Origin of the sequence: Exobacillus caeni (genome assembly GCF_005747095.1) — a bacterium.
GTDB classification, from domain to species: Bacteria; Bacillota; Bacilli; order Bacillales; family Guptibacillaceae; genus Exobacillus; species Exobacillus caeni.
This window is the reverse complement of the sequence record NZ_SWLG01000004.1, coordinates 236,303-254,593: the sequence shown is the minus strand read 5'-3', so window position 1 is coordinate 254,593 and position 18,291 is coordinate 236,303. Positions and strand designations below refer to the sequence as shown.

Here is an 18,291-nt window from a genome sequence, read left to right as displayed (position 1 = left end):
TTTATTCCTCACCTTCCTGGTCCAATTCGCTAAAATACCCTTTGACCACATCTTCAAGATATCCAGGGAGCTGCATCCGCTGCACGCTTTCCCGGTAAGCTTTTTCATAAGAGCCATAGACTTCCCGATAAGGAGTTAAGTTTCCTCGTAATACTGGCGACCCGGCGCCATATTGCTGTTCCCCTGCCCCTTCTCCAAGCTCTCCTTTATCTGTTTCTACATTTGAGTCACCATTAAGTCTCTCGGGGACTGTGAGAAACTCCCGCGATCCCTGGCCAAGGCCAGCCCCGTTTCCTCCTGAACCTGAACCGTTTCCGGTTCCTGATCCGCTTCCCTGTCCAACTCCTGAGCCATTTCCATTTCCAGTTCCTGTTCCTGAACCCTTTCCAGAACCAGAGTTGTTCCCATTTCCTTTCCCGCCATTACTATTCTGCTGACTGTTCTGGGCGGCCTGGTTGTCGCCAGCGTTATTACCGCTGTTCGCTACTGCTCCATTATTAAACGATAGGGACTGCACTCCGCCGGGAAGGTTGGAAGAAAGCATCGTATTGTTTAATGAGCCTGCTATACTTTGGACATTCTGTTGTAGAGCTGCCAGTTGGTTGGCAGCTTTAGCCTGTGCGATTCTTTTTTCCAGGGATTGCTCAAGGTTCTCAATCAGTTTCTGGAGTTCTTCTTCTGTTAGAGCGCTTTTTGAATCTTTTCCGCTCCATTCTTTTTGCATTTCTTGAAGCGCATTTTTATCAGCCTCAGACAAGGAATCCGTTTTTTGCTTTAACTCTTTTAAAGCTTCACTTACCTTTTTTTCATCCAACTGTTTCAACGCTTCAGATAGCTGATTCAACTTTGGACTGGCCGCTTTTTCAGAGAGAGAAGCAAGACTGCGTTCTGCGGTTTCCGCTTCTTTAGTCAGCTTGTTTAGCTTTTCTTCAGTTTGTAAAAGCTTTTGAAGCGATTCTTCCGCTGTTTCCGCCCCGGCCATTTCCTTTTTAAGCTTTTTGGCTTCCCCGTTTGCCTGTTTCTGCTGTTCCCGTTTCTCCGCTAGCTTTTTTACCTCTTTTTTTGCTTCCGCCACAGTTTCTTTTTCGATTTCTTTCTTCTCAGCCATCTCCATTACGCCGTTTGGAAAGAGAAAGGAAGCATAAACAAGGATGACAAGCAAACCCGTTGCCATGGAAGACCTGGGATGAAACAGAAATGGTTTTATTTGTTCTATTTTCGGTAACACAGCTTTCATGTGGCGGACCGTGTCACGCCGCTGAAGCTCACTCATGACATTCTCTTGCTCCAAACAGGATAATGATGTTGAAACTCTCTCTTCACCTGTATACGCATCAAACTCTATTGCAGCGCCCATTTGACCCGGCCGTTTATAAAACGAATAAACAAGTACTATTACAAAAACGAAAAAGCTTGCCCAAAGCAATTTTTCTTCCAAAAAAGGAATGACGAACAATCTGCCTGTGACAGCAATCAGAAATCCCAGACAGGAACCGGCGAGTAATGCATATAAGGTCCATTTACTGAAATGCCTGAAAAGCAGCTTTCGATGCATCACTTTCAGCATTGAAACAAGCAAATTTTTATCGTTCATGAAGAAGGATTTCCTTTTGAACTTTTTCCGGCTCTCATGTTAGGCCGAAGCTTCTTAACACTAACTGCAATCGCTGTGAAAGCAATAAGCAAATAAGAGATCGAAAAGCTTAGCCAGAGTGGAAACTCAATTCCTGCCCTCTGAAGCAATTCTCCTTTTGCATTTGGTTCAAAAACGGTAAACAACACGACAGCCGGATTGGTCATCACTGTAAAATATGGAAGCGGATTTGTTGCCTGGTTCGGATTGCCGACCATAAAGGCATTTAGTATGAATATCATCAAAAAGCCTGTTCCCGCTGTAAGAAATAGGGCGATTCCATAAGTTGTTATCATCGCCACTATCGTTTTCCGGAAAATCGTGGAGCACATCACGCCGATGCTTCCGATCCCCAGCATCGTTAAAAGGTAAATCCCAAATGTCGAAGCGAGTGCTGAAGGCGATACACCACCAAACAAGAAAACAATGCTATAGATCGGAAGAGAAGAGACGATCATCAACAATAAAAAGGACAGAGACGAAACAAGCTTGCTTATCACGATGCTTGTTGAAGATTGCTGGGTCGTCAGCAGCATATTAAGTGTCTGGCGTTCCCGTTCTCCGCTGATTACCCCTGCGGTCAATCCAGGAGTCATAAAAAGGATCAGGCCAAGCTGTACCATGGATAATACGATAAACATTCCACGGCTCTCTTCCGGACGGAAGTATCCGCTCTGGTTGGCCACCGAAGTGATGTAAAGAAAGCCAAGGGCGATAGCACCAAGGACCAGCAGATAAAACAGAATGCCAAGAAAGCTTTTAACCGATCTTAGACGGAGCTTAAATTCTTTGTTTAAAACAGGATTTATGAATAGGGATCTCATAGGACTATTCATCTCCTTTCGTTATTTCCAGGAATATATCCTCAAGGTCCGTTTTTTCTTCCGAAAAGTTCAGCACATGAATACCGTTATGGATCGCTTTTTCCAGCAGTTCCGTTTGTTCCCGCTCAGTTCCGTTGTATGCAAAATGAAAAGCACGTTCCTCTTTCTCGTCAAGCTGCACAGCGGTGACTTTCGGATCATCCTCAAAAAAGCCAATCGCCTTCTCCAGGCCATCCAATACCGTTACATTCAAAACTTTGTTTGCTTTCAGCTTTTGGTGAATCGCTGAGACTGTGCCGGTTGCGACAAGCTGGCCGTTTTCGATAACACCCAGCTCATCGCACATCTCAGCGAGTTCAGGAAGAATATGAGAAGAAATTACGATTGTTTTCCCCATCGCTTTCAGCTCTTTTAAGATGTCTCTCATCTCGATTCGAGCCCTCGGGTCAAGTCCAGACGCCGGTTCATCCAGAATCAGGACTTCCGGATCATGGATCAGGCACCTTGCAAGGCAAAGTCTCTGTTTCATCCCTCTAGATAACACATCCACATATGAATCCTTTTTATGGCTGAGGTTAACTAGCTCTAGCAATTGTGGAATCAACGCGCTCCTTTCAGCTGGACCCAGTCCATAGCTTGCACCGTAGAAATCCAGGTATTCAGATGCTTTAAGCTGGTCGTAAACACCGAAGAAATCCGGCATATAGCCGATGTGCCTTCGGACCTTTTTGGGATCTCTTGTAACATCGAACCCGTTTATATAAGCAGTTCCTTCTGTCGGAGCTAATAATGTAGCCAGGATGGAAAATGTTGTTGACTTTCCTGCACCGTTCGGCCCAACAAATCCGAAAACGGTGCCCTTTTCAATGTTTAAGTTCAAATTATCGAGTGCCGTAAACGATCCGTATTTTTTTGTTAAATTAAGGATTTCTATCATTCTGCAAACTTCCCTTCTACTGAGATCCTCGGAATGAACAACTGGGAATCATTGCGATTTAGTTTCTCAGCTTTGATGACGATCCTTCCATTCTCGTTAACGTATTGTGTTGCGTTCTCATTGATCGTAATCCTGTTATTCCCTTCATCAATCGCCACGCCTTTACCGGACTTTGCATTTACAACCACCAATTGCTCACCCGGGTTACGGCGGTCAAATACAAAAGTAAGCTTTGAAAACTCTGCAGTTTCGCTTGTTACCCCCTCTGGCAACTGATAGGAAATCGTATATGCCCCCGGTGATACATCAACGAAGTATTCACCATAGGTTAGACCATTATGGTTGATCGTGCCGTCTACGACAGAAATATCCGGTTCGATCGACTCAAGCGGGATCTCAAAAGAACCCTTGCCGCTTGCCTTGATAGAGACAGGTTGAATCAATAATTGAATGGAATCAGTATCCGGTTTCTCTCCCTCTACTTCTATTTGAAGAAGGGATTGGTTAGAAAAGCCTACAAGGATAGGCTGCTTTCTATCTTTCTGGTACAGGCCAGCCTGAAGGGCGAGCTGAAGCAAGCTTGATTTTCTCCAATCACTCTCTTTACCAGGCTGAGGAGGGGGGCCACCCATATAAGGCTGGCTGCCAGGAAAGGCTTTTCCAGCAGACATTCCGTTCGGTGCTGACAACAACGTAGAAGAAGCGGTATCAAGCTCTACTTTTTTAGTGTTGCCGGCAGCTATTTTCCCAATGGAATACGCATCGCTTCCTGATAGTAAGTAAACGTCTTCTAGATCAAATTTCGTTTTGTTTTCAATTTTTCCTGTAACTGTTTTTCCTTCCTGTTTCAAGTTTGCATCCATTTTACCTGATTGATAGGATGGAATGTCGCTTAACACAGACCGAACTGACCAGAATTCAACGTCCTGGAAGGTAACTTCTGTACCACCTGCTTTTTGTTCAACCATCGGCAGCTTTGTGTAATCTGTATTATTATCGATATAATTATTGCTTATCGGGACAGCTCCCGTCGTCGCATCTTTATAGCTCATCACATAGTTTCCGCCGCCGTTAGCAAGCATTGAGGCCATATGGTATCCTGCCCCCTTGCCGTCATCATCGATGTTCAGGATGCTGATTTCATTTAGCTTTGTCCCGCCTGAACGGTCAGAAGCACCCGTGAAGTAAATTCCAAGGCTGCTGATAAGCGCTATTGCAGGAATAATCCACCATCCCCATTCCCGCTTATCCGTTTTCTTCAAGATAAAATAAAGAACAGGAACAAGGACGATTAAATAAATAACAAGCAACAAGGCAAGCAATGGAAACGGCAAAAATCCAGAAGGAAACATTTCAGCGGTATTTCGCAACTCCTGATACATCCTGTCCTGGAACTGCATCTGGTTCGCATCTTTATCGACAGTTTTTATGAAGATATCATTCCACCAGTCGCTGTTTCCCTCCCAGGAGGCAACTGGCTCTGCCGATAAATCGTATGTAACCTGAGTGATTTCCCCTAGCCCTTCCGCACGGTTTATGACGATCGGATTCTGTTCGTTTCCAAAAAGCACGGTTGAGGAAGGCTGTAGCTTGCCGGTCATGATCGCCAGTGAATTTTCCGTGAGTTCTTTATCGCTATGCTCGCTTAACAAAGAAGAGGAGATCTCTTTTTCATCTCCCGCAGTGAACGGAAAAAGTTCGGATAGCTTTCCTGCTTCTTGTCCGAAGCCAGGGTAACTGCCGATGATCAAGTGGCCGCCCATCGCAATCCAGTCGATGATCGCCTGCTGCTGCTTTTCAGAAAGCTCGTTACTGTTAAAACGGTTTAATACAAGAACATCCAGTGATTCAAGTCCTTTAGCGGAGTCCGGAACAGTTTCCTTGTTCAACGAAAGAACCTCTGGGGCATTCCCGTTATACTTTGTGAGCTTCAAGAAATTAAGGGAATCTGGATCCTCACTCAGTACTCCAGCAACCAGCTTTTGCTCGGGAACTAACGAAGGAGTGACGTCTTCGTCTCCTGACAGGGTAACTTCCTTCCCATTTTCCCAGTCGCCTTCATACAAGTGAATGTATTTTTTCTTTTGTGTTGGTGCCGGTCCCATCTGGTCATTATAGCCAGGGATTGCAATTTGTATCGTTTTTGTTGTTCCAGCTGGAAGATCTACCGGGACCACAATATTGCTCCCTGCTAAATAATAAGGACTTGAACTGACTACAAGATCCCCATTAAGGTTTCCGCCAGTATTTTTTAATGTGATGAACACCGGATACCCTTTTCCTCGCTGGGCTTTATTTTCGATTCCGGCATCCACTTTCACTTCTACCCCGCCTTTTGCCAGGGTACTATTCGGCAACAGCATCCACGCTGTAACCACCAGAATAAAGACAAGTATTGCTCCTCTTTTTTTCAATTCGTTTTCCCCCTAAAATTCTACTATCTATTAAATAAACGATTCTCATTAAAAAAAGGTTCCAAAGAATTGCAATTAATTCCTGAAACCTTTAGTGATTTATATATCTATTGTGAACAGAACCCTATCTTACCCCGGTCCATCATAGTTTTTCGTAACTGACACTCCATCCGACTTTCCATTCCCGGGTTCAACCAAAAATCCAAATTTTTTATGAAAGGCGATCGAGTTTTTATTTACGGGTGACGTGACACAACGGACCTTGCTGCATCCCTTCTTCTTGACGGCTTCAAAAAAGCGGTTATACAGATCAAAAGCCAGCCCTTTCTTTCGATAGCTTGGATGGACTCCTATAAAATGTACATACGCTTCACCCTTTTTTGACTGGGAAATGAACCCTATCAAAAATGCAACGAGTTCCCCCTCTTTCTCTGCGATGAAACTCGTATTTGAAAAATGAATAAAAAAAAGTTTTGGAAGCATGTCAGCCATCTCCCTTCCGCCCCACCATTCATTAATCACAGCGGAGACCTTATCGTAATCTGCCTCTCTGGTATGTCTGATGTCCATTCTACGGCCTCCTTATAAATCCATTGATAGCCTTACCATATCGATACATTCTATCCCGTTTTCAACGATCGGCTCGTCATAATGTCGGATAAAGAAGTCCCGATCAATTCCTGTAATGCGAAACCCGCATTTTTGATAAATACCAAGCTGGGACAGGCTTGAATTCCCTGTGCCTATTTCGATTGTCTCCGCATTCTCCTTCCGCGCTGTCCGAACAGCAAACTCGACAAGCTTCTTCCCAACTCCCTTTCTCTGGTGCGCTTCATCTACCGCGATATTAACCAGTTCTACTGTTTTAGGCCTCGTTGGCAAAAGAACAAAAACACCGATCATCTTTTCACCGGACTCAGCCACATAACATTCCCCTCGATGTATATAACTATCCACAATCTCTTTTGAGGGATCTGCAAGAAGCAATAGCTCATATGGTATTTTTTCATTTTTCTTTAATCGTCGGATCGAATGTTCCATCACTCTACTCCTCTGTTGCGGCTATAGGCACCGTTATCGCTTGCTCCTTAACTTCCACGTATGTAGGAAAGTTTAAGAGCTCTATTTTTAAGCCATCTGAACGTTCAAGAAATTCTTTTTCAATGATGATCGACTGCGTAAATTCTCCAGGACCGCGCTCTGACATACCGCCGAAACTTTCGGCAATTTCCCCTTTTGTGTTGGAAATTTTTATAATCGGTCCTTCAGGAGGAATCGGCACATCGTTTGCTGACACGACATTGTGTTTCAGGTTCTCCATCTGGCTCGTATAATTTCTAAACCATATGGGAAAACGATCTCCCGTAGGGTTCTTTACTTTTATACGGATATTGACTGTTTCTCCCATGTTGTTTCCGGAAACGTTCTCATTCTTAAACCCGTTAAAAAAGATTTCCATTTCATTAACATTCCCAACGAATTCATCCACTTCCACTTCACTATGCGTTGTAAGCTCGATTGCTTTTTGAAGCATCTGATGTGAGACTTCAAAAGACATTCCTTCCTCGCCTGCAAATTCGATCCCTTGCAAAGTCATATCTAACTTTTTAGGCTTTGAATGAAAAGGCTGCAGACGGATATATGGCTTGCCCTCCTCGTCATAACTGACCGAGTTGTCAGTGCTGTACATTCCATCCCACTCGGAAGCCATATTCGGAATCCAAAAATCTGCTAGAATCGTTTGGACCGGCGGGGTATTTTCACCTGGAGTAAAGTACAAACGATTGCTGTTTATGCCCATTTCCAGGCTGTCCAACCGAATGTTCTGGCCATTGTCCATCTGTATTTCTTTATTAATTTGAAAAGTTTCTAACGCATCTTTTTGTGCCAGGTTTGCTTTAATCGGCAACGAAATATCTTTTAACTTGAACGTTTGATCCTTTTCACGGTTTTGCAAACTGGGACTCACTAATGCAAGACTATCGGTCTTCCCCCACTCCCATAACGTCTGTGATTTATCATAAGCAACTCTTGCATAATCCGGGCGGACAAGCACTCCCCGATAAATACGGTGCTTGTATACAACTCCGGGTGTCAGCCAATTTTGATATATGCTTTCATTGCTCTTTTCTACCGGCAAGCGAACCTCTTTCTCGCCTTCTTTCTGAAAGCTTAGTTCATCGAACCATAGATAAGGAATGTCGGACTCATTTCGATCTTCCTTCTTGAGTTCAAGGCTATACAATAAAAAAAGACCTTCCTGCGAGTACCATGCCTGTTCAATGCTTACCGTTCTCCTGGCTTCGATCAAAGGGAACTCTAAATCCAGTTTCTTTACCAGACCGTAACTCGCTGCCAGTGCCGTTGAAGCTTTGCCTTTGTACACCTCTTCAAACATCGCTTCTTTTTCTTCAAATACTGTGAATTCATCCTCATTTACTTTAAAAGACGGTTCTTGTGCCCGGTCATTACTTATGTAAAGAATGAATCCGCCAAATATTACAAATATCGAAATAACTCTTAATAAAATTGCTTTTTTCCCCATATTGACCCCTTTCTTACTCTAACCCCTTCTTTCATGATACGACATATATTAGTGAATTTATAGAAATTTTGGACATTAGCCAGAATTAGCCAACAAGTTCGATTAGTTAACAAAGTTGCTGAATAGATTCCAACAGAATTGGCGTTGAAACATATGGCCATAATAAGAATAGAAAAAATGATGAAGGATGATGTGGTATGATTTATATTTATAATGATTATGGCGGGACACATTCCACAGCTCTTGCTGCAGCATATCATTTAAAACAATTACCTCAATCAGAAAGAACATTAACTTCAGAAGAAATTCTAAACGTAAAATATTTCAATAAACTAACGAAAAAGGATTTTGGGAAACTGATATTTCATGGGAATGATGAAGATGGCAACTCAGTCTACTCAATTGGACGGAAAAGAAACAAGCTTGTTGTTCCAGCATTAAAAGAATTAATCTTATTACTACAAAAAAATTATAATTTTAATGAAAAAATAGTGTTCTCCAATACATCACCAACAGTTCCTCTCGCTATGACATTTGGAGGTTTTTTCTCAAGAGGATTGAAAATTGATTCTATCGGTGTACCGTTATTAGTAAAAGGTGCCAAGCAATGCTGTGATAATATATACCGGTTGGTTGAAAACACAAAAAACATTGGGAAAACTCCCTTCAAAGAAAACGTGATTATTTTGGAAAATAAAATGTATAAGTAATGAGTTAAAGTCTAATTTATCAATTGTCACTACTGCTTTTTCTTTGCTTCAAAAACGCGCCTGATTCGTTGGATGGTTATTAATTAAAACTCTGATTGTTTAAGTATTTAATTATGGTCTTGCCCCCGGCATAGCCCTTGGTTTTCTGAACAATAAAAAAAGCAGCTCCAGGGCTGCCTCAATATAATTTACAATAACAACAACGCTAAAAATAGCGCGATCAATAAAAATAATAGCCCGAGCAACCGGCTACAGGACAATTCGACCCCTGATAGCAAAAAGATTGACAGGACTAATAGAAACAGGGCTATTACAGCCAGCAATGATGATAATGACGCAAGAAGGCCACCTGCAAAAAGGCCAAGTCCAAGCAATAGCAAACCTAACAGGCCGACAATTATAGCAGCAGGTCTTGCCAGGCAACCAAGAACGCCACGCCATCCAAAAAATCCTATGACCGCAAGCAATGCTCCCATACTAAGATAGAGTACCTTCAATCCTCCTCCAGCAATCAACGCTTCCATTTGTGCGCCCTCCTTTCCAGTCGAGATACTATAGCTTACGACAGAAAAGAAAATATGTCCGGGCATCAATCTAATGGATGAAGTGTTTTGTTGCCGGATTATCCCCATTTAGAAGCGAAGATTACAGCCACAATAAAACCTGTGACCAAGCTGATCAGTTCAATGGGATTAATCAATGCACCCAATGTTATGCTTTTGGTCAGCTCCTGGGCCTTTGCCCAGAACTCCATATCAGCAGGACTTACCAGATTGAACAAAGCACCTAAAAGAATTTTAAAAATAAAATAAAAACAAACAAGGCTTATCGTAAAAACAACTAATTTTTTCATTTAAACTCCTTTCAAAACTTTAAAACCTTTTATACGGATTATAGTTCTATTGTATCGCTCCGACCAATTCTGAAAAAGGGATTATACTTGAAACCTGCCCAATCGCAGCTGGCATGTTTCTCCATATAATACTTTAAGCAGAGAAAATAGGAGGGGGAAATATGTATTTTCGATCGTTATGCCCATTCAACCATTATCCACAGTATCTACATCCCGTCCAGCAATATTATCACAACTTTTGTTTTTGTCCGCCAGGTTCCTGGATTCCGCCCCGCCTTCCAGCCCAGGCCTTTCCTCCGGTCGAGGTAAAAAGATTCCAGTCTTCTGCCGCTTCCTCACTTAACTTGCTTAAAGATGCTGAAACATTAGCGAAAAGAATTTCTGTCGACGCTGTTTTTGCCCATGATTTAAAAGACGCTGCCCAAAGAAGCGATAAAGAGGCCGTTCATCGTATGATAAAAGAAACAGGTATTAGTGTTACATTTGAGACAAAATTCACCCCTGACGGAATAAGAGTCGAATTCCTCCCTAAAAATCCGGAAGAAGATTCTAAATTGATGATTATATTAGAGTGGTAATATCGAGGAATCCTCCGATTGACTAACATTCTAAGGGAAGACAAAGCTGTTGGTCGCGCTTTAAATTTGTTACTGTGTTCGATCGACTATTTCTATTATACTCCTCTAATATAATAAAAAGCCCCTATCACAGGGGAACCTACATAACTTTCCCAATAAAAACAAGCCGCTCCTTCTCAAGGCGGCTTGCTTTTTATTTTACAACAAGAACGGGACAGTGTGCATGATCGACAATTTTCTGGCTTACGCTTCCCATCATAAGCTTTTTAATACCGCTAAGTCCCCTGTTCCCGACCACAATTAAATCGACTTCATTTTCTTGAGCGTAACGCGGAATCTCTTCTGCAGGATTTCCCTGTAGAATTTCTATATCTGCAGTACGGGTACCGAATGAAAATTTCTCTTCAATTTCTTTAGTAATCTGTTCAGTCGATTTATAGTCGAGTATAACTCCTTCTTTCTTGCTCTCTTCGTGATATTCTCCTCTTGCGTATCCGTCACTGCCTATTCCGGTCCCAGTTCCGTATGGTATTCGAGGGGCAGGGTTCGTACTGGCAACCGCTTTCTCCTTAACGACATGGACGACTGTTAACCCCGCATCTTCTTTTCTTGCTAAATCAATGGCATAATCAAGGGCTTCTCTGCTACCTCCTGAACCGTCATAAGCGGCGAGCACCTTTTTAATTTCCATTCTTTTAGCTCCTCTCCAGTTTTGCTTGCTTCTTTTTTTCCCATTAACGAAGCAAATGAAGCGGGAAACGAAAAAGTTTCTTGTTAATGTAAGTAATGAAAGCTTTTCGTTACATTGAAAACATGCCTGTTATATAGAAACTTGCCATTTAGCAAGCCTTTAGTTAAGGCAGAAGTATAGATGCTCTTATCTACGTTCTTAAAATTTGGCTCTTTTCTAAAAGATTGTTGCTTTTGCATAAAAGCGATAAACTGCGACGTAACGGATGGATGACCGCTGCGGAAAAACACTACGCTTTCCGAGGGCTCGCGCTGAGCCTCCTCACTCGCAAACAACGCTCCTTGCGGGGTCTCAACGTCTTCGCTGTCCCGCAGGAGTCTACGTATATTTCCTTCGCTGAGCTGTGCTGTGCTTTGATGTTCAACATCTTTGAAAAACGTCAATTGATTGAAGCGGAGGCCAGTCGACTCCTCGAAATTGTATTCATATTTTCTTCGTGCGATGTAACGCTGCCGAAGCCTTCCTTGTCCTGTGGGAAAAGCAACAGCTGAAGATCCCGCAGTGTTGATAGGTGGAGGCGAACGCCAAGAGACGTATGGATTGGACTCAACCACATGGAGATAAGAAACAACGAACGAAAGAGAGTCGATGTTGCCTTATCGCAAGTAGGTGAGGGAAATCCACTAGTCTCTGTGAGCCGGAACTAGACAGGCGGTTTTTGCTGAGAGGAAGCTGAAGCGTTGCCCGCGGAAAGCGAACTGCCCGGAGTGGAAATCATTGCTGTAATTGCGTCTCAGTTCCTCTCTAATGTAATGCTCATTTAGCAAAAAAGTATCCAAAAAGAGCCTAAGATTATAACTGACTCAAAGATACTTCTGAGTTGAAAAAGTTATCCTTTCTTCGCACAAAAACCAGCCTAATCAGGCTGGTTCTGAATCATCCAATAATGACTCTTTCTTTTGGATAGTGATAGTGGTCCCCTTCGACTTTTCCCCTGAGGAGGAACAAAAATGAAATAATTCCAATTCGTCCAATAAACATCATGAAAATTATTGTAACTTTTCCAACAGTACTTAGCTCTGGTGTGATGCCCAATGAAAGCCCGGTTGTACCGAAAGCAGAACATACCTCAAAAATAATAGCCATTACCGGGAACGGTTCCACTGCTGAAAGGAATACGATAGCAGAACCGGTCAAAAGTACGGCAGTAAAAACGACTACGAACGACTTACGGATATCATCCTGGTCGAGCTCTCTTTTAAAGATTTTCACATTACTATGCCCTTTGGCGAAAAAGAATATCGTTAAAAGCGAAATGGCGAATGTGGTTGTACGAATGCCTCCTCCTACACTGCTTGGTGAGGCACCAATAAACATCAGCACACTGATCACCAGCTGGGTCGCGACAGTAAATTCATTTATATCCATCGTAGCGAGCCCACCATTTCTAGTCGTAACAGATTGGAACAATGCATAAAAAAACGATTCATGCCACGATTTGCCAGCGAAAAAGTGATTTTTCTCAAGTAGTAGTATTAAAAGCGCCCCTATTACGATTAGTGCAAAAAAAGTAAAAGTAGTAAGTTTCGTAAACAAGGAGAATCTGTAATGCGATGCGCTTTTAAAACTGAACATAAAATCTTTTATTTCAATCAGTACCGGAAAACCAATCGCACCAAGGATCAATAAAATAATATTGATTGTCTGGACAAAATAATCCTGTGCAAACGGGATAAGTGATTCACCCGTGATATCAAACCCTGCATTTGTCGTTGCACTGACAGATGCAAAGAATCCCTGGTAAAACGCTTCCCCCCAGGTTGGAAAATAGTTATGAAAGTACAGACCGAGAATAACAGTTCCCACCAATTCAAACAGTAGAATCAGCGAGAGAATTTGTTTCATAAGTTGTACAAGACCTGACAGGGTTCCTCTGTTTTGGTCTGTACTGATGAGCTGCCGTTCCTTTAATCCGATTTTCTTCCCCATTACCAGCCAGATGAATGTACCAAGAGTCATGATACCGATCCCACCGAATTGGAGTACAAAGGCTAATATGAAGACTCCCGGAACACTAAATGTATCAACGGTCGAAACAACCGTCAAACCGGTTACACTAATCGCACTTACCGCTGTAAACAAAGCATCTATAAAATGCCACTCTACACCTGGTCGATGGGCAAATGGCAAACTAAGCAATACAGTTGAAATAAAAACAGCACTAAAATAAAACAGTACGATAAGCTGTACAGAGGACAAACGAATAGCATTATTTCTAAGCTTCACTGATAATCACATTCCTTACCCAAAAATAAACTTACGCCAATTATACCAGAATATAGAATAGTTCAGGAATCGCGAAATAAAAAAAGCATCTTTTGCAAAATGCTAGACGGGATCCATATTTCAAATTTAACCTGTTAACCGGCAATCCAGATTGTCCACTTATTCATAACATGGTTAATTAGATATTCTTATCATACAAGAAAGGGGCTCCTGTAAAAAAACAGAAGGCCCCTTATCTTTATTGCTCAATAACTTTTACTTGTACTTGTTTTCTTCCCCATTGCACCGCACCGTCATAATCTGGAATAAAAACATCGATTTCATTTCCATTAATTCCCCCGCCGATGTCCGCTGCTATCGCTTTCCCATAACCTTCTACCTCAACAGTAGCTCCTAATGGAATGACGCTCGGATCAACCGCAATAACTTTTCCGCCATCGTATTTCTGCAAATCGACCCCCATTTTTGTTTTGCCAGAGCAACCGTCACATTCCGCTGTATAGGCCGTGCTTGCAACTGTCAGGGTTTTTTCCTGATGACTTACCTGACTTTCCTTTTTGTTTAAAACGCTATATGTCTGTGATCCGGCAATCCCGTCTGCCTGAAGGCCGTGTGCCTTCTGGAAACGGTAGACACTGTCTTCAGTTCCGCTTCCATAAATGCCATCGACTTCGCCATTATATTCTCCCCACTCCTTTAATAGTCTTTGAAGGTGGATAACAGGCTTTCCAAGATCACCCTTTCGTAAAACTTTTATCTTCCCATATGTATTCGGTCCAGCAATTCCATCTACTTTAAGACCTGATTTTGATTGGAAATCCTTCACTGCCTCTGTTGTAATCGGGCCAAAGTACCCTGTTGCGGTATGGTATGGAAAAACGCCCTTCGCCATAAGATATTCTTGTAATTCGGCCACATCCTGGTTGGAAGTTCCTTCTACCAGCAATTGGTCGCCCATGGCAGCTTCACTGCTAAACGGTGACATCAGAAGAACCGCCATCATGCAGAACAATGCAGCCAGGTAATAGATTGCTTTCTTCATGTTTTTTCCTCCTTTGAAAGTCTACCAATAACCTTTCGATGCCAGAGGAGGAAATATTGTCTATCACTAAAAAAGACCGAACCATCCTACCATAAAATTGCGTAATTATGGCATATGACTGGCTGAATATATCCAAAAAGAGGACGGAAACACATCCTATAAATCTTAAACTTTAATAGTATAATGAAAATAAATGAATGAAAGTGTAAGGGGGAATTAATCTTGTCCGAAGAACTTCGGGAACAGGAGCTCGTCACACTAAAAGCGATAGCGGAAACGTTAAACCAGTCCAACGACCTTAACCAGATGCTTCAATCTGTCCTGGAAGAACTTCTTTCCGTTACCGGCCTTTCAACAGGATGGATCTTCCTGGCCGAAGACAGGCCCTCATTCCATTGTACGGCGGATTACAATCTTCCTCCCGCCCTGTTGATAAACGACAAAAAGCCGATGTGCAATGGAGGCTGCTGGTGCCTTGATAAATACTGGGACGGCCGCTTGAAAGAAGCGGTAAACATCATAGAATGCAAGAGGCTTGAGGATGCAGCCAAGTATTCCTGGGGAGATACAAAAGATATCACACACCATGCCACTGTTCCGCTTTCTGCAGGAGGGGAAAAGTTTGGACTTTTAAATGTCGCTTCACCAGGAAAGGAACATTTTTCAGATGAAGAATTAACCCTGCTTCAATCGGTTGCATATCAAATTGGAACTGCTGTAAAACGGACACTTCTCTATCAAGCTCAGGAAAAGAGGGCGGAAAATTATGCACGGCTGGATGAACTGACACGGCTTATCTGGAAAATAGACAGGTGCGAGGAGATCGGCGAAGAAGTTGTTGAACAAATAGGGAGCATTTTTCACTATCCGGTTGTTGCTTTTTTCCGTAAAGAAGGGCAGAACTTATCATTACGGGCTCAGTATGATGATGGCAAAACCTCTGTTTTCAGAAAATCTTACCCTGCTGAAAAGTTAAACGGGATAAGCAGGGCTTACTTAGAACAGCAGATTATTACAAGTAAGCGAAAATCAAGTTATATGGCCGATATCCTTCCTCCATACGAAGCGTCCGCGGCAATCCCTTTAACTATTCGGGAAGAGCGAATAGGGGTACTGCTAATCGGCCGCAGGGAATCAGAACCGTTTACAAAGAATGAAACCGAGGTATTTAAAGCCATCGCCGACCATCTAACACTTGCGATCGAGAGCGCACGGCTAAACGAGCAGCGCCAGGAGCTGGTCATTTCCGAAGAAAGAAACCGCCTTGCAAGAGACCTGCATGATTCCGTAAGCCAGAAACTTTTTTCCCTGTCAATGACTGCTCGGGGTGCGAAAGGAATCATGACCGAAGAAAACGAATTGCTTAAAGGCTCATTAGAAGATATCCAAAAGCTGGCCCAGGAAGCGCTTACGGAGATGCGTTCATTGATCTGGCAGCTTCGTCCCGCTGGAATTGAAGAAGGAATTGTCACCTCTTTGAAGAAATACGGAAATAACCTGGGATTAAACGTTTACGAAGAAGTTAACGGAGTCCATGAACTGCCGAGGGCAATCGAAGAAACGATCTGGCGTATCGGTCAGGAAGCGCTTAACAATGCTAAGAAACATTCTGATTCAGATACGATCACACTTCGGTTAGAGTCCAATAAAGCAAGTGTATCTCTTGAAATTGAAGATCAAGGGAACGGATTCGATTATAACCCCGAAAACACGGAAAAATGGTCCCTGGGCATGACCAGCATGAAAGAAAGAGCGGAACTTGTTGGCGGCTGTCTGACTATCAGAAGCGCTGTAGGAGATGGGACGAAGGTGAAAGTGACGTTTCCTTTAAATAAAAACTCGGTCACGAAATAGATAATTTTAGTTATCCAACTACTTAGTAAAATAACTTGCCAGGTTAACAGGGGGAATTTTATGGCTATAAAAGTGTTACTCGTCGACGACCATTTAATGGTCAGAAAGGGGCTTCGGTTATTTTTGCACACCCAGCCTGATATCGATATAATCGGGGAAGCTGAAAATGGAAAAGAAGCATTGGAGAAAACAGCTGAACTTAATCCTGACGTCGTGTTAATGGACCTAATAATGCCTGAAATGGACGGAATCGAAGCAACAAAGGAAATTAAAACCACCTTTCCGAAAGTAAAAGTTATTGTTTTAACGAGCTTTTCGGATCAGGACCACGTTCTTCCGGCCATTCGCGCTGGTGCGGAAGGATATCAGTTAAAAGATATCGATCCGGAAGAACTCGTGAAAACCATTCGCGGAGCATATAAAGGGGAAAGACAGCTCCATCCGCAGGCAACGAACCAGCTGCTGACCCATGTTACCTCCGGTTCGGCAACAAAAGAATCAGATGAGCCCGGAATCGAAGTGCTAACACCAAGGGAACAGGAGGTGCTAGAGCAAATTTCTTTAGGAAAAAGCAACAAAGAAATCGCCAGAGACCTTTTTATAACAGAAAAAACTGTCAAAACACACGTGAGCAGCATTCTATCAAAGCTCGAACTTCACGACCGGACACAGGCAGCATTGTATGCGACAAGAAAAGGCTGGTATAACACTTAAGGCCGCCTTCTCTATCCAAAGTCTTAGAGAGGCTCCTACAAACAATGTAGGGCCTTTTTTGTATTCCATTTTCCATCCTTTAGCCGAAGATGAACCCTTCGATAAAGGATAAACTTGTAAGTGTAAAGGAAAAATCATTCTGGAGGGATACAAAATGAATTTTAGCCATTATGAAATCGATGCCATGTTGCAAGAGCACAGGAACCACCTTCAATCTGTCTCAGAGCATGCGTGGAAACTGGAAAAGACGGCCCTGGCAGCAAGGGGAAGAAGGTTTAGCTTTATCTCTGAACTTAAAAACTACTTTAAGGTTACGAAGCAAGAATGCAATGGCTGCTGCGAATGCTAACCTGCCATTCTCGTAAGTCATTTCCGGAGGACTGGTTATGATACTGTTCCACTATCATTTCTGGACGAATAGACTGGAAGAAACAGAAAGTTTTTATAAAGGACTGGGCTTTAACGTAATCCAGAGGATCGCTATAAAGAATGGCGAGGCGGTATCGTATAATCCCCCTCTTTCCTGGGAAGACTTTCGGAACGAATCTCCACTCTTTCGGATTATCGAACTGCAAAAGGGAAAGGTGAACCTGACGTTCGGCCACGGAAAACGACCAATATTCGACCATATCGGTTTTCTTGTTACGAACGATGAACACGAGTCCCTCGTTACCTTTGCAAGGGGCCAACAGTGGGGAACAGAGGTTGGCGAGAGAAGAACATTTATCCATCCCCCCTTCCGATTGCGCATCGAACTGCAGACGAGACAGGATGTAGTAGCAGAGGATAGTGAGCTTTCGATTCAGAAAATGGATATCATGCTAAAAGACAGAAAAGGACTGGATGAGTTTTTCAAATCGTTCCCTGTGGAGAACGTGATTCATTTTAGAAACGGCGACACGAACCATCTTCTGCACGTACTGTTTCAGGGAAAAGTGGAGAAAGCAGCGACCGATCCTAATGATGTGAAAGTTACCCTTATAAACGGAGCTTGAAGATGAAAAAACACAAAGAATAACGGCCAGCACAAAGGATTTCCCGTTGTTCTGGCCGTTTATTGGGCTTTTCTTGAATGCGTAAGGAAGTGTGAGGTTGCTCGTTTTTGCTCAGGGCGATTAACCTCCTCGATGCAAAGCTGGCTAGGATGTCAGCTCAGGGCTCTCTGGATTGTTTGAGGACATCAGGTGCCTTATTTGTGACAAAAGAGAAC

At 42.9% G+C, this 18,291-nt stretch carries 18 protein-coding genes; 6 read left to right on the top strand and 12 right to left on the bottom strand.

Going from position 1 to position 18,291, the window contains the following annotated elements; all coding sequences use genetic code 11:
- Position 1: 1 nt before the first annotated feature.
- The 7 genes from FCL54_RS06810 to FCL54_RS06780 form a co-directional block, all read right to left on the bottom strand.
- The gene (locus tag FCL54_RS06810; RefSeq protein ID WP_138124620.1) at positions 2–1,594 is read right to left on the bottom strand and encodes an ATP-binding protein; all 1,593 of its coding nucleotides are present in this window, start codon (positions 1,592–1,594) and stop codon (positions 2–4) included.
- Positions 1,591–2,457, bottom strand: a complete 867-nt coding sequence (locus FCL54_RS06805; protein WP_138124617.1) for an ABC transporter permease — start codon at positions 2,455–2,457, stop codon at positions 1,591–1,593. Before FCL54_RS06805 ends, FCL54_RS06810 begins: the two co-directional genes overlap by 4 nt.
- Positions 2,458–2,461: 4 nt before the next feature.
- Positions 2,462–3,394 (bottom strand): ABC transporter ATP-binding protein, encoded by a 933-nt coding sequence (locus FCL54_RS06800; protein ID WP_138124614.1) that lies wholly within the window; start codon positions 3,392–3,394, stop codon positions 2,462–2,464.
- Positions 3,391–5,808 (bottom strand): hypothetical protein, encoded by a 2,418-nt coding sequence (locus tag FCL54_RS06795; protein ID WP_138124611.1) that lies wholly within the window; start codon positions 5,806–5,808, stop codon positions 3,391–3,393. The genes FCL54_RS06800 and FCL54_RS06795 overlap by 4 nt, the downstream gene beginning before the upstream one ends.
- 129 nt (positions 5,809–5,937) lie before the next feature.
- Positions 5,938–6,378: a GNAT family N-acetyltransferase gene (locus tag FCL54_RS06790; protein WP_138124608.1), complete on the bottom strand. Its 441-nt coding sequence runs from the start codon at positions 6,376–6,378 to the stop codon at positions 5,938–5,940.
- A 12-nt stretch (positions 6,379–6,390) separates the two neighbouring features.
- Positions 6,391–6,849, bottom strand: coding sequence for a GNAT family N-acetyltransferase (locus tag FCL54_RS06785; protein ID WP_138124605.1), 459 nt, complete (start codon positions 6,847–6,849; stop codon positions 6,391–6,393).
- Positions 6,850–6,853: 4 nt separating this feature from the next.
- The gene (locus FCL54_RS06780; protein WP_138124602.1) at positions 6,854–8,353 is read right to left on the bottom strand and encodes a hypothetical protein; all 1,500 of its coding nucleotides are present in this window, start codon (positions 8,351–8,353) and stop codon (positions 6,854–6,856) included.
- Positions 8,354–8,550: 197 nt separating this feature from the next.
- Here FCL54_RS06780 and FCL54_RS06775 point away from each other — a divergent pair, with 197 nt between their 5' ends.
- Positions 8,551–9,063 carry a DUF3189 family protein gene (locus FCL54_RS06775; RefSeq protein ID WP_138124599.1) on the top strand — a complete coding sequence of 171 codons (513 nt, stop codon included), beginning with the start codon at positions 8,551–8,553 and terminating at the stop codon, positions 9,061–9,063.
- Positions 9,064–9,251: 188 nt separating this feature from the next.
- Here the strand turns inward: FCL54_RS06775 and FCL54_RS06770 are convergent, their stop codons facing one another.
- Both FCL54_RS06770 and FCL54_RS06765 read right to left on the bottom strand, forming a co-directional pair.
- The gene (locus tag FCL54_RS06770) at positions 9,252–9,587 is read right to left on the bottom strand and encodes a hypothetical protein (protein ID WP_138124596.1); all 336 of its coding nucleotides are present in this window, start codon (positions 9,585–9,587) and stop codon (positions 9,252–9,254) included.
- Between the two features lie 98 nt (positions 9,588–9,685).
- Positions 9,686–9,916, bottom strand: coding sequence for a hypothetical protein (locus tag FCL54_RS06765; protein ID WP_138124592.1), 231 nt, complete (start codon positions 9,914–9,916; stop codon positions 9,686–9,688).
- 161 nt (positions 9,917–10,077) lie between these two features.
- Here FCL54_RS06765 and FCL54_RS06760 point away from each other — a divergent pair, with 161 nt between their 5' ends.
- A complete protein-coding gene (locus FCL54_RS06760) occupies positions 10,078–10,494 on the top strand; it encodes a YuzC family spore coat inner layer protein (protein WP_138124590.1) in 417 nt (138 codons plus the stop codon).
- A 193-nt stretch (positions 10,495–10,687) separates the two neighbouring features.
- Here the strand turns inward: FCL54_RS06760 and FCL54_RS06755 are convergent, their stop codons facing one another.
- From FCL54_RS06755 to FCL54_RS06740, 3 genes are all read right to left on the bottom strand, one after another.
- Positions 10,688–11,185 carry a universal stress protein gene (locus FCL54_RS06755; RefSeq protein ID WP_138124587.1) on the bottom strand — a complete coding sequence of 166 codons (498 nt, stop codon included), beginning with the start codon at positions 11,183–11,185 and terminating at the stop codon, positions 10,688–10,690.
- Positions 11,186–12,121: 936 nt separating this feature from the next.
- On the bottom strand, positions 12,122–13,471 hold the full coding sequence (locus FCL54_RS06745) for a TrkH family potassium uptake protein (RefSeq protein WP_138124581.1): 1,350 nt from the start codon (positions 13,469–13,471) through the stop codon (positions 12,122–12,124).
- Between the two features lie 238 nt (positions 13,472–13,709).
- Complete coding sequence (locus FCL54_RS06740; RefSeq protein ID WP_246055158.1) at positions 13,710–14,513, bottom strand: peptidoglycan-binding protein; 804 nt, start codon at positions 14,511–14,513, stop codon at positions 13,710–13,712.
- A gap of 222 nt (positions 14,514–14,735) precedes the next feature.
- Between FCL54_RS06740 and FCL54_RS06735 the strand changes: the two genes are divergently transcribed.
- The 4 genes from FCL54_RS06735 to FCL54_RS06720 all read left to right on the top strand — a co-directional run bounded on the left by FCL54_RS06735 (position 14,736) and on the right by FCL54_RS06720 (position 18,076).
- The gene (locus tag FCL54_RS06735; protein WP_138124578.1) at positions 14,736–16,367 is read left to right on the top strand and encodes a GAF domain-containing sensor histidine kinase; all 1,632 of its coding nucleotides are present in this window, start codon (positions 14,736–14,738) and stop codon (positions 16,365–16,367) included.
- Between the two features lie 60 nt (positions 16,368–16,427).
- Positions 16,428–17,081 (top strand): response regulator, encoded by a 654-nt coding sequence (locus tag FCL54_RS06730; protein WP_138124574.1) that lies wholly within the window; start codon positions 16,428–16,430, stop codon positions 17,079–17,081.
- Positions 17,082–17,235: 154 nt separating this feature from the next.
- Positions 17,236–17,430 carry a hypothetical protein gene (locus FCL54_RS06725; RefSeq protein WP_138124571.1) on the top strand — a complete coding sequence of 65 codons (195 nt, stop codon included), beginning with the start codon at positions 17,236–17,238 and terminating at the stop codon, positions 17,428–17,430.
- Positions 17,431–17,467: 37 nt separating this feature from the next.
- Positions 17,468–18,076, top strand: coding sequence for a hypothetical protein (locus tag FCL54_RS06720; protein ID WP_138124568.1), 609 nt, complete (start codon positions 17,468–17,470; stop codon positions 18,074–18,076).
- Positions 18,077–18,291 lie beyond the last annotated feature (215 nt).